Genomic DNA, 12855 nt, shown 5'->3' with positions numbered 1-12855 from the left:
GCGAATCAAGCGTCCCGCGCCGGGTCATCGCCGATCAGTCCGGCGGCGGTCAAGGTGAGGTGCCGAGTCAATGTCTCGGCGGCGGTGTCGGCATCGCGAGCCAGCGCCGCCGCCTCCAGCCTGCGGTGTTCCTCGGCGCCGTCGCGGCCGGGGTTGCGGTGTCCGGACCAGCGGCGTGCCAGCTCGCTCGCGATCCACAACCGGTCGAAAGTCACCAGCAGGACCGGGTTTTCGCAACCTTCCACCAGGGTGCGGTGGAAGAGCCGGTGCGCTTCGGACCAGGCTTCGCTGTAGTACTCGCCCCCGTCCGGCACGAACGCCGGGGTGCGCACCAGGCGATGGTGGGCGGCTCGGACCCGGGCCTCCCAGTCGATGTCGCCGCGCTCGATCGACATGCGCAGCATCGCGGGTTCGATGGTCCGGCGCGCCTCCGCGATGTCCTGCCAGCGGCGATCGGAGAAGGCGGGGACCACGAAGCCGCGATTGTGCAGCCGGTCGGCCAGTCCGTCGCCGACCACCCGGACGAGCGCCTCGCGCACGACGGCCAGGCTCACGCCCCGCTCCTTGGCGAGGTCCTGCGGTTTGAGGGCGTCGCCGGGGGCGTAGTCGCCGCGCAAGATCGCGTCCCGCAGGTGGGTGTAGATCTGCTCGCTGAGCATCTGCTTCCCCGACGAGGTCGAGGCGGGGGCCATCCGAGTCATGTGCTGAGTATAGATGATCTAAGCAATAATCGATTATCTGTGCTAGTGTCGATCTAGTGGCGATGGCGTCGCTTCCATGGGACGCTGCGGGCCTCCATCAGCCGCATCCGCCACTCCACAGCATGGCTTGAAAGGAAAGACGCGATGAGCGCCAACGACCCCTTCGCTCGCCTCCCCGAGGCGGCAACCTTCACGGTTACCAGCGCCACCGTCGCCGACGGCGCCGCCTGGTCGCCCGAGCAGTTCTCGGCCGGCGTGCCCGGCGGCAAAGACATCTCCCCGCAGCTGTCCTGGAGCGGCGCGCCGGCAGGCACCAAGAGTTACGCCGTCACCGTCTACGACCCGGACGCCCCAACGGGTTCCGGGTTCTGGCACTGGGCGGTCGCCGACATCCCCGCCGACGTCACCGAACTACCCGAGGGCGCCGGCGACGACACCGGCTCCGGCCTGCCCGAGGGCGCCTTCCAGTTGCCCAACGACACCCGCACCGCCCGTTTTATCGGCGCCGCGCCGCCGGCCGGGCACGGCCCACATCGCTACTTCGTCGTGGTGCACGCCCTCGATGTCGAGTCGATCGGCGTCCCGGCCGACGCCACCCCGGCCGTCCTCGGCTTCACCATGTCCGGCCACACCCTCGGCCGCGCGGTCCTGACCGCCACCGCGGAAACGCCTGGCGCCCAACGGATCGAGGTTTCCCGGCTCATCCCGGCCGCCGCCGACGCCATCTTCGCGGTGCTGACCGACCCGAAGGGGCACGTGGACATCGACGCCTCGGGCATGCTGCTCGACGCCGAAGGCAAACCGGTCGAGCAGACCGGCGACCGGTTCCTGGTCCACATGGACCGAGAAGCCTTGGGAGACTTCCCCCTTGGCAAATACGACGTCGAGGTGGTCATCACCTCGTTCACCCCCGGCAAGGAGATCGCCTGGACCGTCGAGGGCCAGATCCGGCCGCCCGTCCGCCACATCTACGGCTATCGGCTGGAGCCGGTCGAGGACGGCACCCTCGTCACGTCGTTCTACGACTGGTCGGAGATCGACGAGAAGTGGAAGCAGCGCCTCACCTTCCCGGTGGTCCCCGAGTCCGCACTAAGGGCCACCCTCGGCATCCTCGAGCGCACCGTCCGTCGACGGGCCGCCTGAGTACCCTGTCCTGAGGCACTTCCGGTCGCGGCGCGCATGCCGGGCCGCGACCGGAAACTCTCCACTCGTGGATTCGGTTCCGCAGGTGCCGATTACGATGCCCGAGGAATCCAAACGCGAGGAGCGGCTTGATGGAAGCGACGTTCGAGGTGGCCACCCTGGTGGGGCATCACTACCGGGTCGACGATTATTACGAGGTCGGCCGGGAAAAGATCCGCGAATATGCCCGCGCGGTACAGGATTTCCATCCCGTGCACTGGAGTGAGGACGCGGCAAGCGAACTCGGCTACGCCGGTCTGGTCGCGCCGACCACGTTCTTCTCGATCCCCGCGATGCTGGCCAACCGCAAGCTCTTCGAGACCGTCGTCACCGGGTACGACGTATTCGTGCAGACCGATCAGGTCTTCGACATGCACAAGCCGGTGGTCACCGGCGACCGGCTGGTCAGCGACGTCGAACTCGCCTCGGTGCGCCGGGTGGCGGGCAACGATCTGCTCACCGTCAAGAACACCTTCACCGACCAGACGGGCGAGGTCGTGCAGGTCATGCACACCACCCTCGCGGGCATCACCGGCGAGAACGTCGCCGCGGGAATCAGCGACGTGATCGAGCGCGTGGTTATGCACGGCGTCGAAATACCTTCCCGGGCAACGGGAGTCGCGGCCGACCAGCCGATGGCCCCGACACCCGTTCCGAGCCTGTCCGAAGTTTCCCGAACGCGGCTCCCGCACACCACCATCCGCTTCGAAGACCTCGCCGTCGGTGCCGAACTCCCGCCTCGGACAGCGCAACTCACCCGGGGCGACCTGGTGAACTACGCCGGAGTAGCCGGTGACGCGAACCCGATCCACTGGCACGACAACGTCGCCACCCTCACCGGTCTGCCCGACGTGATCGCCCACGGCATGCTCACCATGGGCCTCGGCGCGGGCTTCGTCACCGGCTGGCTCGGCGACCCGGGCGCCCTCACCAGGTACGGGGTGCGCCTGTCGAGCTACACCGTCATCGACGCCCGATCCGTCGGCAACGTCGAATTCACCGGCCGCGTCAAGTCACTCGACCCCGAGACCAGAACCGCGGTCATCGTCATCGTCGCAAAATCCGCGGGCCGCAAGGTCTTCGGCCTCGCCACCGCCAACGTCCGCCTCGCCTGAGCGAAATACACTACTGGACAAGCGATCACGGGGAATCGGTGTGTTGTTGGCCTCTCGGCCGATACCAACACCGATTCCCCGTGATCAGTCGACCAGCTACTTGCGGGCCCGCGAGGGCTTGTTGGGGGTGCCGACGTAGTCGGCGAGGTGCTCGCCGGTGAGGGTGGAGCGGGCGGCGACGAGGTCGGCGGGGGTGCCTTCGAAGACGATCTTGCCGCCGTCGTGACCGGCGCCGGGGCCCAGGTCGATGATCCAGTCGGCGTGTGCCATCACGGCCTGGTGGTGTTCGATGACGATCACCGACTTGCCGGACTCGACGAGGCGATCGAGCAGGGCGAGCAGGTTCTCCACGTCGGCGAGGTGCAGGCCGGTGGTCGGCTCGTCGAGGACGTAGACGCCGCCCTTGTCGCCCATGTGGGTGGCCAGCTTTAGGCGCTGGCGTTCGCCGCCGGACAGGGTGGTGAGGGGCTGGCCGATGGTCAGGTAGCCGAGCCCGACATCGACGAGTCGCTCGAGGATGGCGTGCGCCGCGGGCAGGCGTGCTTCGCCCTCGCCGAAGAACTGCTCGGCCTCGGTGACCGACATGGCGAGCACCTCGCTGATGTCGCGGCCGCCGAGGTGGTAGTCGAGCACCGACGCGTCGAATCGCTTGCCCTCACACACCTCGCAGGTGCTGGCGGTGCCCGCCATCATCCCCAGATCGGTGTAGATGACCCCGGCACCGTTGCAATTGGGGCACGCGCCTTCGGAATTGGAGCTGAACAGCGCGGGCTTCACCCCGTTGGCCTTTGCGAACGCCTTGCGGATCGGCTCGAGCAACCCGGTGTACGTCGCCGGATTGCTGCGCCGCGAACCGCGGATCGGCGTCTGATCGACTGCGACCACGCCCTCCGACGATGGCACCGACCGATGCACCAGCGAGCTCTTGCCGGAACCGGCGACACCGGTGACGACGCACAGCACCCCGAGCGGAATATCGACGTCGACATTCTGCAGGTTGTTCGCCGACGCGCCACGGATCGCCAACGCACCCTTGGGCTCTCGCACCGTCTCCTTCAGCGCGGCCCGGTCGTCGAAATGGCGGCCGGTGATGGTGCCGCTCCCCCGCAGCCCGTCCACGGTCCCCTCGAAACAGACGGTGCCACCGCCCGAACCGGCACCGGGACCGAGGTCGACGACGTGGTCGGCGATGACGATCGTCTCCGGCTTGTGCTCGACCACGAGCACCGTATTTCCCTTGTCCCGCAACTGCAGCAACAGATCGTTCATCCGCTGAATATCGTGCGGGTGCAGGCCGATGGTCGGCTCGTCGAACACGTAGGTGACGTCGGTGAGCGCCGAACCGAGATGGCGAATCATCTTGACGCGCTGGGCTTCTCCGCCCGACAGCGTGCCCGACGGCCGCTCGAGCGAGAGGTAACCCAGCCCGATCTCCACGAACGAATCGAGCGTGTGCACCAGCGAATCCAGCAACGGCTTCACCGATGGCTCATCAAGCGCGCGAACCCATTCGGCGAGATCGCGAATCTCCATCTTGCAGAGGTCGGCGATGTTCTTGCGCTTGATCTTCGAGGACCGTGCCTCCGCGCTGAGCCGGGAACCGTCGCAGTCGGGACAGGTGGTGAAGGTGACCGCCCGGTCCACGAACGCCCGAATGTGCGGCTGCATCGACTCTTTGTCCTTGGCCAGGAACGACTTCTGAATCTTCGGAATCAGCCCCTCGTAGGTGAGGTTGACGCCGTCGACCTTGACCTTGACCGGCTCCTTGTAGAGGAAGTCGTTGAGTTCCCGCTTGGTGTACTTGCTGATCGGCTTGTTCGGATCGACAAAGCCCGACTCGGCGTAGACCCGGACCGTCCAGAAGCTGTCCGACTTCCACCCGGGAATGGTGAACGCGCCGTCGGCGAGCGACTTGGAGTCGTCGTAGAGCTGGGTGAGGTCGATATCGGAGACCGAGCCCCGCCCTTCGCACCGCGGGCACATGCCGCCGGTGATGCTGAAGCTGCGCCGCTCCCTGATGGTCCGCCCGGCACGTTCGATGCTCACCGCGCCGGCGCCACTGATCGAGGCGACGTTGAACGAATATGCCTGCGGCGAACCGATATGCGGCTTGCCGAGCCTGCTGAACAGGATGCGCAGCATCGCGTTGGCATCGGTGGCGGTGCCGACCGTGGAACGCGGATCCGAACCCATCCGCTGCTGGTCGACGGTGATCACCGTGGTCAGCCCGTCGAGCACATCCACCTCGGGCCGGGCCAGCGTCGGCATGAAACCCTGCACGAAGGAGCTGTAGGTCTCGTTGATCAGCCGCTGCGATTCCGCGGCGATCGTGCTGAACACCAGCGAGCTCTTGCCCGAGCCGGAGACGCCGGTGAACACCGTCAACCTGCGCTTCGGGATCTCGATGCTGACGTCGCGCAGGTTGTTCACGCGGGCCCCGTGCACGCGGATCAGATCGTGACTGTCGGCGGGCAGCGCGGTCGACGTGGTGCCCTTTTTCTTCGCGGCGATGCTCATGATGTCTCCATTTAACCTGAGTCAGTACTGCTAGCCGGGTTCGGACGAATGGTGCGGCGCGCGGACACTATCCGGCGGGTGTCCCTCATCGAGCACTGCTCGCTTTGCCCGCGCGCGGACCCGGCCGCACCGGCGGGCCGGGTACCTACCGATCAACGAAACACCGACGCTGAGCTGGGGACTGGTAAGTCAGCCGCTGGGGGACGGAGTTCGCACGCATCGCGACCGATCGAACTGGCTCGCGATCTCGACCCGTCCACCCTGCGCCGAGTTCGGTGAACTAGCTCTGCTGCTGGATGCGGACCATGTTGCCCGCGGGATCGCGGAACGCGCAGTCGCGAACGCCGTAAGGCTGGTCGGTTGGCTCCTGGACGACCTCGGCATCGCTGGCCTGCAGCCGCTCGAACGACCCGTCCAGATCCTTGGTTGCCAGCAGGATGCTGCCGTAGCTGCCCTTGGCCATCATCTCCTCGATGGTGCGGCGCTCGTCGTCGGTGATGCCGGGGCTGGCGGCGGGCGGGTACAGCACGATGGAGGTGCCCGGCTGGTCGGCGGGACCGACGGTGATCCAGCGCATCCCGTTGTATCCGACGTCGTTGCGGACCTCGAAGCCGAGGATGTCGCGGTAGAAGGCGATGGCGGCGTCCGGGTCGTTCTGCGGGAGGAAGCTCGCTTGAATAGTGATGTTCATGGTGATCAGGCTAATTCCGGCGCGGTCGCCTGCGCTTCTCGATTCCTGATCGGTCTGGTGACTTGCTTGGCCACGCAGGACGGCATCCCGGCGGTCTCCTCCGCCGCGTCGCGCTTGTAGGTGCTCGGCGGCACCCCGACCAGCTCGGTGAAGCGGGTGCTGAAGGTGCCGAGCGACGAGCAGCCGACCGCGAAGCACACCTCGGTAACGCTGAGGTCGCCGCGGCGCAGCAGCGCCATCGCGCGCTCGATGCGCCGGGTCATCAGATAGCTGTACGGCGCTTCGCCGTACGCGAGCTTGAACTGGCGGCTGAGATGCCCGGCCGACATGTGCGCGTCGCGGGCCAATGCCTCGACGTCGAGTGGTTGCGCGTACTCCCGGTCGATGCGGTCGCGCACGCGACGCAGCCGCGCGAGGTCGCGCAGGTGCGGCGCTTCGGCGGAACTGCTGGTCACCTCTCCGATCGTGCCATGTCGTGCGGGAATTGCCCAGCTGATTCGTGCGGCGTTTGCCTTCGGAGCCGCCGGTCGAAATTCGCCAGAAGATTCGACCTACCCAATTCCGCACGAAAACAATGGACGTTAATTCTATGGGCGTGCACGGCGTCGTGCGGTACGACAGGATTCATGGTTGTGACCGCTTATCTCGACCACGAATCACCAACGCTGGAACAGTTACTCGATGATGCCGCGTTGATGTCTTTTGAACATCAACAGCACAGCAAAGAGGTCCTTGGTGAGCATCGGTGGCAGGTCAGTTATGAACCACCTCGGTTCGAGTTCTTCGGCGATCATCCGATGGCGTGCACGCGGTTTCACGTGCTCGGAACGGCGGCACCTGGACCGCGGAGCTGGCTGTGGAGTTGGGCGAACAATGATTGGTATCCACCGGAGGTGACCGAATTGGCCCGCTCCGTTCGCGATTATGGGCTGCGGCACGGGATTTCGGCGCTGCACAGCGCCGAGGTTCCGTTCGCGGAGCTACCAGGGTCGCCGGCCGCGCCGAGTCGGGTTGCCTGGCTGATGGGTGAGCTCGCAAAATCGGTATCCGGCAGTTGGACCTGGTACAGCTGCGATGTCGGTGGCGGCACCCGGCTAGCGGTATTGATCGAGCACCCCGACCTCGCGCTGCCCGCCCCCGAGCCGTCACGAACCATGCGCACACTCAATGGCGTCTTCGAACTCGGACTCCCTGATCACCGCCGCGCCCTGCACAGCTACGCAACCCAACGCGGCATGAACGCCATGTTCAACCACGATTCCTCGACGTTGCAGATCGCGGGCAGAGGTGTCGAAGTCGCTGTCGCGTTCAACGCGAAGGGGCTCGTGACGACCATGTCCTCGTCGAGCGGCGACCAGTCGTGAGCACCGGTCGTTAATCGCTCGCGCAATGGATTCAGCCCGCTAAGATCAGAAACGCGGCGCTGACGAGCGTGACGAACTCCGAGCCGCGCCGGCCGGTCACCGACTGAGAAATTCGACCAGCAGAGGCAGCGAGCATCGCGCTGCGAAGGTGTGGTGGCACCGCGACGGACCCGATCGCCCACACCTCCCGGGGATAGCAACCAGGAGGTGAAACTGATGCCACGCACGCTCTGTTCGGCCCTGCACGCGGGTAGCGGATCGGTGACCGTCGAAGGATGGATACACCGGCGCAGGCAACTCGCGACCGTCACATTCGTCGTGCTGCGCGACCGCTCCGGCCTCGCCCAGGCCGTGGTGACCGACCAGCAAGTCCGCGAACAGGTTTCGGGTCTACCCGAGGAAACAGTCGTCCGGGTGACCGGGACGGCGATCGCGAACTCGAAGGCACCCGGCGGCGTCGAGATCGCCGACCCGACGGTGCACCCACTTGGCGCCGCGGCCGAGCCGCCGCCGATCGAGCTGTGGCGACCCGGTCTCGGCGTCACCCTGCCCACCGCGCTCGACCACGCCGCGATCAGCTGGCGTCACCCCACCCGGCGGGCGGTCTGGCAGATCGCGGCCGCCTCGATGTCTGGTTTCCGCCGCCACCTCGACGGTGCCGGATTCACCGAAGTCAGCACGCCGAAGATCGTCGGTCAGTCCACCGAGTCCGGCGCGAATGTGTTCGCGCTGGACTACTTCGGGTCGACCGCCTATCTCGCCCAGTCGCCGCAGCTGTACAAGCAGATGCTCACGGGCGTGTTCGAGCGGGTATACGAAGTGGGCCCGGTCTTTCGCGCCGAACCGCACGACACCGCGCGACACCTCGCCGAATACGTCTCGCTCGACGTCGAATTCGGTTTCATCCGCGACCATCGCGATGTACTCGGCCAGCTGCGTGACACACTCGCCGCGATGGTCGACTCGATCAGCGAAAAAGCCCGGGCAGCAGTGCGAACCATCGGTGCCGAGTTGCCGTTCGTGCCCGAGCAGATCCCGATCGTTCACTTCAGCGAGGCCCTCGAACTCGTCGGCGCGGCACCCACCGAGCCCGACCTCACCCCCGAGCACGAACGCCGCCTAGGCGAGTGGGCGAAGTCCAGGTTCGATTCGGATTTCCTTGCGGTAGAGGGATATCCGGCGGTCAAACGACCCTTCTACACCCACCCACAACCGAGCGACGCACGCTGGACGAACTCGTTCGACCTACTGTTCCGCGGACTCGAATTGGTCACCGGCGGTCAACGCCTGCACAACCACGCCGACTACCTCGAGGCATTGGCCGCACGCGGCGAACACCCCGCCGAATACGGCCCCTACCTCGAAGCGATGCGCCACGGTATGCCACCGCACGGCGGTTTCGCCATCGGCTTGGAGCGATGGGTCACGCGCCTCATCGAGGCCGACAACATCCGGCAGGCGACCCTGTTCCCGCGAGACATCCACCGCTTGCGGCCGTGAGCTCGCTCCGTTCGAGAGTTGCCGCTGGCCGCTGGCGGTACGGTGGGGGTCAGTGGGTGGGTGGGCTGCCTGTGAGATCGCGGAAAACGTGGTGAGAGTGGGGAAGATGACCATCATCGGTAGGTCGGTGCGACGACTCGAGCCGGGTGCGACGAGTGTGCCGGTATTCGGCGAACCGTATGAAACCTCCGACGGTTCCACCATTATCACCGCCACCAGGGTGGGTGGCGGGCCGTTCGCGGCGGCACCGCTCGGCATCTTCGTCATCCACGACGGCACCGTGCGGTGGGAGTCCGCGGTCGACACCACCCGGGTGGCGCTGTTCGGTGAGTTCATCGGGCTGGCGGCGGCGGTGATCGCGACGCTCGCGGTGTTCCGCCGCCCGCCGTGGCCCGACTTGTCCGCCGCCGGGTTGGCGGCGATGCAGCGGCTCAAGCGTGGCTCGAAGTAACGGGATTCAGCGCATTTCGTAGACGTAGCAACCGAATCCGTCGACCCGTCCCGGCAGGGCCGCCTCACCGTAGGCGTTCTTGGATTCGCCCTCGCAGACGGCCACCATCTCAGGCTTCGGTTGCACGCCGCGCTGGTGCAGCTTGAATTTCTGTTTGATCGGCCCGGTTTGCGGCGCGCCGTTGTCGGCCTGGCAGTTCCCGGTCCCTTTGGCGCCGACCTCCCCCGGCTCCTCGATGTCGTCGCAGACATACGTCCACTGCTCGTCCGCGATGGCGGCCGAGGCGAGGGCGGTCAGGCCGGCGGCCGCCGCGATGAACAACACTGCGAGGGCTGCGATCCGGGCCGGGCGAAAGCGCATGACAATCCCCATTCTGTACGGTGTCGGTCCATCGGCCGCAGTACGCGCGGGCACCTGTCGGAGTGCGCTTCGACGCGGCCATAAGGGTTCGAGGTAACACGCGATAGCGCGAACCGTAGCGGAATCGGGCGACGCTTTGTCCGATTTGAAACCGGGTGTCGCGGCGGAATCTCTACCACTGAAAAGCCGGATAGAAATTCCCCCAAAACGCGTCGGTGAATACCGGCACAATGTTTATCGGCGTCGCGCACCGGGTAAAGGTCACCGTCTTTAGTGACGGAAAAGCCCAGTAATCAGCAGGTTCCACGCCAGGCGTCGAGCTCGCGATTCTTCCTGATGGAAGAGAAACCGAGGCGAGTGGCGTCGGCACAGAAGTCAGCGGGCTTCAGGTTGTACTCCGCATGGAACACCGGTTTGCCCGCGCCGATGAAGGGTGTGAGCTTCGCGCAGGTCGCGCGTTCCTCGAAGCACTGCTCGTTGACCGCGAAGTCGAACAGCCCGGACAGCGTTGAAACCTGGTCGAGGTCGTTCTTCAACCCGATGGCGAGCCCACGATCGTGCGCGAGGCCGGCCAGCATGCGGTTGTACGCCAGCTGCTCGGCGGCGGTGATCACCAGATCCCCGGTGTCCTGATTGTGCAGATCGGCCCAATCCGGTTCCACGCCGTCGAACCCCTTCTGCTTGCACAGATCCATCCGTTTCGCCATCAACGGCTTCAGCACGTCGATCTGCTTGACGTCGAGCCACCGCTCGTCGTCCCACTCGGGGACCGGGCCGCTCTTCACACTGTCCGGAAAGTCGCCGGCGTCGGGCCGATACGGTTCCCAGGAACCGCCCGACATGTAGCAGATAACCTTGCGTCCCTGGTCGTGCAGGGTTTTCACGGTCGACGCCGGGTTCTCGAACAGGTCGATGTCATAGACCTGCGCGTGATTCAGGTGTCGACAGGCTCCTTGTGCAGCTGCCACTGCCAGCTGAGCCCCTTCTCCGGATGCCACCACGGTCCTGGGTCCGCCGCGGCGGACCCGAAGGAGCACGCCGCGACGGCTGTCACGACAGCGGCGAAGACAGTCGTATTCAGCCAACGACGCGGGGTTCGAGCGAAAGTCATAGTGGCACAGTAAAACCTGCACTTCCGAACCGTCCATCGAGTTCTTACTGTTCACCAGGCAGCGGAGCGGTAGATACGGCCGAGATATCGAGATTTCCGGCCACGGGGTAGTCGTTCGGTTCGTCCGAACCGTTCTCGAACTGGATAGGCACTCTCACCGTGGCGCAGTCGACGTTCATGACGCTGCCTCCAGTACCAGCAGCGAGCCCACCTGCTACCCCTGTTGTCCAAACCTGCTGTAAGTCAACGAACATGGCTCAAACCGTGCGCCCTGCCGATTTGCTGTGTCCACTGACAAACTGCCAAAGCCAACCACCGCGCCACCAGACCTGGCCGGTGCTAGCGTCGCGCACATGACCTCCGGATACGTGCCACACATGTACTCGATATCCATCAAGGGCGTGGTCGTCCGTGACGGGCAGGTGCTCCTGCTGAAAAACGAGCGGGAAGAATGGGAGTTGCCCGGTGGCAGAATCGAAACCGACGAAACCCCCGAGGAATGCGTAGCCCGTGAGATCACCGAGGAGACGCAGTGGCCGGTCACTACCGGTCCGATCCTGGACTCATGGATCTACCACATCAACGAGGTAGAGCGGCATGTGTTCATCGTGACCTATGGCTGCTCCCCGGACACCGACGCTGAGCCGGTGCTCTCCGATGAACACAAAGAGGTCGGGTTGTTCGCCGAATCGGAGATAGCTGGTCTGAACATGCCGGACGGTTACAAGCGATCCATCATGACCTGGTTTGCGCAGTTGCGGGCAGCTGAGAGCGTCTAGGAGACGACGTGGCCGACGGCTGGGTGCACAGTGGCGATATCGGCGCCCTCGATGACGACGGCTTCCTGCGGATCGTCGACCGCAAGAAGAAGCTCATCATCAAACGCGGGCGGAAAGAACATGTCGCCCAGCAACATCGAGAGCTGGATCAAGGCGTTCGCGCCGTTGATCGGCCAGGCCGTGGCGATCGGCGACAACCGCAAGTACAACGTCGCGCTCATCGCGCTCGATCAGGACGCGGCCGCGGTGTACGCGGACAAGGCGGGCGTCGCCATCGACGCCGCCGTGCTCGCCAAGGATCCCGGGGTCCGGCAGATCGTGGCCGACGCTGTCGCACAAGCGAATTCGAAGCTGTCGCGGGTCGAGCAGATCAAGAAGTTCAGCATCGTGCCCGACTTTTGGCAGCCGGGTACCGAGGTGCTCACCCCGACCATGAAGCTGCGCCGCAAGCCGATCAACGACCGCTACGCCGCCGACATCGAAGACCTCTACTCCTGAGCCGAGCCGCCCGGGCGGACCGTGCGGACGGCCACATCGTTGCTACTCGTATGCTCTGTGCGCAGTCGCGACGAGGGAGATGGAGGATCCATGGCGGATCGGGAAGTGCTGAGCTGGGAGTTGTTCGGTTCGGCGAGTCGGGAGTTGGCGACCACGATCGCGGACGACGGGTTCGAGCCCGACCTGATCCTGTCGATCGCCCGTGGCGGGCTGTTCGTCGCGGGCGCGCTCGGCTACGCGCTGGACGTGAAGAACCTGCATGTGATGAACGTGGAGTTCTATACCGGCATCGACCAGCGCCTCGATATGCCGGTGATGTTGCCGCCGGTGCCGCAGGCGGTCGACCTGGCCGGTGCCACCGTGCTTGTCGCCGACGACGTGGCCGACACCGGCGCCACCCTCAAACTGGTGCGCGACTTCTGTGAACATCACGTCGCCGAGGTCCGCTGCGCGGTGATCTATCAGAAGCCGCGCTCGGAGGTCGAGTGCGAATACGTCTGGAAGCACACCGACCGCTGGATCAACTTCCCGTGGTCCACCGAGCCGCCGGTGGTGCAGCGACAGATCAAGGTGCTCGACGCCTGAC

Annotated in this window: 14 protein-coding genes and 1 pseudogene; 8 read left to right on the top strand and 7 right to left on the bottom strand. The window is 65.5% G+C overall.

Features of this window, described 5'->3' with window-relative positions; genetic code table 11:
* Window positions 1-5 precede the first annotated feature (5 nt).
* Window positions 6-701: a GntR family transcriptional regulator gene (locus ACIA8C_RS35400; RefSeq protein WP_397142408.1), complete on the bottom strand. Its 696-nt coding sequence runs from the start codon at window positions 699-701 to the stop codon at window positions 6-8.
* A gap of 144 nt (window positions 702-845) precedes the next feature.
* On the opposite strand from ACIA8C_RS35400, the pseudogene ACIA8C_RS35395 reads away from it, so the two are divergent.
* Window positions 846-1373, top strand: a pseudogene (locus tag ACIA8C_RS35395) (YbhB/YbcL family Raf kinase inhibitor-like protein); the annotation flags it as partial.
* Between the two features lie 602 nt (window positions 1374-1975).
* Entirely contained in the window at window positions 1976-2998 is a 1023-nt protein-coding gene (locus tag ACIA8C_RS35390) for a fused (3R)-hydroxyacyl-ACP dehydratase subunits HadA/HadB (RefSeq protein ID WP_397142406.1), read from the top strand.
* A gap of 96 nt (window positions 2999-3094) precedes the next feature.
* Here the strand turns inward: ACIA8C_RS35390 and ACIA8C_RS35385 are convergent, their stop codons facing one another.
* The 3 genes from ACIA8C_RS35385 to ACIA8C_RS35375 form a co-directional block, all read right to left on the bottom strand.
* Window positions 3095-5515 carry an ATP-binding cassette domain-containing protein gene (locus ACIA8C_RS35385; protein ID WP_397142404.1) on the bottom strand — a complete coding sequence of 807 codons (2421 nt, stop codon included), beginning with the start codon at window positions 5513-5515 and terminating at the stop codon, window positions 3095-3097.
* 280 nt (window positions 5516-5795) lie between these two features.
* Window positions 5796-6206: a VOC family protein gene (locus tag ACIA8C_RS35380; RefSeq protein WP_397142402.1), complete on the bottom strand. Its 411-nt coding sequence runs from the start codon at window positions 6204-6206 to the stop codon at window positions 5796-5798.
* A gap of 5 nt (window positions 6207-6211) precedes the next feature.
* The gene (locus ACIA8C_RS35375) at window positions 6212-6661 is read right to left on the bottom strand and encodes a helix-turn-helix transcriptional regulator (RefSeq protein ID WP_397142400.1); all 450 of its coding nucleotides are present in this window, start codon (window positions 6659-6661) and stop codon (window positions 6212-6214) included.
* Window positions 6662-6832: 171 nt separating this feature from the next.
* Between ACIA8C_RS35375 and ACIA8C_RS35370 the strand changes: the two genes are divergently transcribed.
* From ACIA8C_RS35370 to ACIA8C_RS35360, 3 genes are all read left to right on the top strand, one after another.
* Window positions 6833-7570 (top strand): DUF6882 domain-containing protein, encoded by a 738-nt coding sequence (locus ACIA8C_RS35370; protein ID WP_397142398.1) that lies wholly within the window; start codon window positions 6833-6835, stop codon window positions 7568-7570.
* Window positions 7571-7786: 216 nt separating this feature from the next.
* On the top strand, window positions 7787-9070 hold the full coding sequence (gene aspS / locus ACIA8C_RS35365) for an aspartate--tRNA(Asn) ligase (RefSeq protein ID WP_397142396.1): 1284 nt from the start codon (window positions 7787-7789) through the stop codon (window positions 9068-9070).
* A gap of 106 nt (window positions 9071-9176) precedes the next feature.
* A complete protein-coding gene (locus ACIA8C_RS35360) occupies window positions 9177-9521 on the top strand; it encodes a hypothetical protein (protein WP_397142394.1) in 345 nt (114 codons plus the stop codon).
* A gap of 6 nt (window positions 9522-9527) precedes the next feature.
* On the opposite strand, the gene ACIA8C_RS35355 is transcribed toward ACIA8C_RS35360, so the two are convergent.
* Entirely contained in the window at window positions 9528-9881 is a 354-nt protein-coding gene (locus tag ACIA8C_RS35355; RefSeq protein ID WP_397142392.1) for a hypothetical protein, read from the bottom strand.
* A 293-nt stretch (window positions 9882-10174) separates the two neighbouring features.
* Window positions 10175-11029, bottom strand: coding sequence for an endo alpha-1,4 polygalactosaminidase (locus tag ACIA8C_RS35350; protein WP_397142390.1), 855 nt, complete (start codon window positions 11027-11029; stop codon window positions 10175-10177).
* Window positions 11030-11345: 316 nt separating this feature from the next.
* Between ACIA8C_RS35350 and ACIA8C_RS35345 the strand changes: the two genes are divergently transcribed.
* Window positions 11346-11771, top strand: a complete 426-nt coding sequence (locus ACIA8C_RS35345) for an NUDIX domain-containing protein (protein ID WP_397142388.1) — start codon at window positions 11346-11348, stop codon at window positions 11769-11771.
* On the opposite strand, the gene ACIA8C_RS35340 is transcribed toward ACIA8C_RS35345, so the two are convergent.
* On the bottom strand, window positions 11768-11908 hold the full coding sequence (locus tag ACIA8C_RS35340; protein ID WP_397142387.1) for a hypothetical protein: 141 nt from the start codon (window positions 11906-11908) through the stop codon (window positions 11768-11770). The genes ACIA8C_RS35345 and ACIA8C_RS35340 overlap by 4 nt on opposite strands.
* Here ACIA8C_RS35340 and ACIA8C_RS35335 point away from each other — a divergent pair.
* Both ACIA8C_RS35335 and ACIA8C_RS35330 read left to right on the top strand, forming a co-directional pair.
* Window positions 11892-12269: a hypothetical protein gene (locus ACIA8C_RS35335; RefSeq protein WP_397142385.1), complete on the top strand. Its 378-nt coding sequence runs from the start codon at window positions 11892-11894 to the stop codon at window positions 12267-12269. The two genes, ACIA8C_RS35340 and ACIA8C_RS35335, sit on opposite strands and share 17 nt — an antisense overlap.
* 90 nt (window positions 12270-12359) lie before the next feature.
* Window positions 12360-12854 carry a phosphoribosyltransferase gene (locus ACIA8C_RS35330; RefSeq protein WP_397142383.1) on the top strand — a complete coding sequence of 165 codons (495 nt, stop codon included), beginning with the start codon at window positions 12360-12362 and terminating at the stop codon, window positions 12852-12854.
* Window position 12855: the final 1 nt, after the last annotated feature.

This window comes from Nocardia sp. NPDC051321 (assembly GCF_044455225.1).
In the GTDB taxonomy this organism is placed as follows: Bacteria; Actinomycetota; Actinomycetes; order Mycobacteriales; family Mycobacteriaceae; genus Nocardia.
Note: the sequence above shows the minus strand (reverse complement) of the source record. Positions and strands in the feature narration are given on the sequence as shown.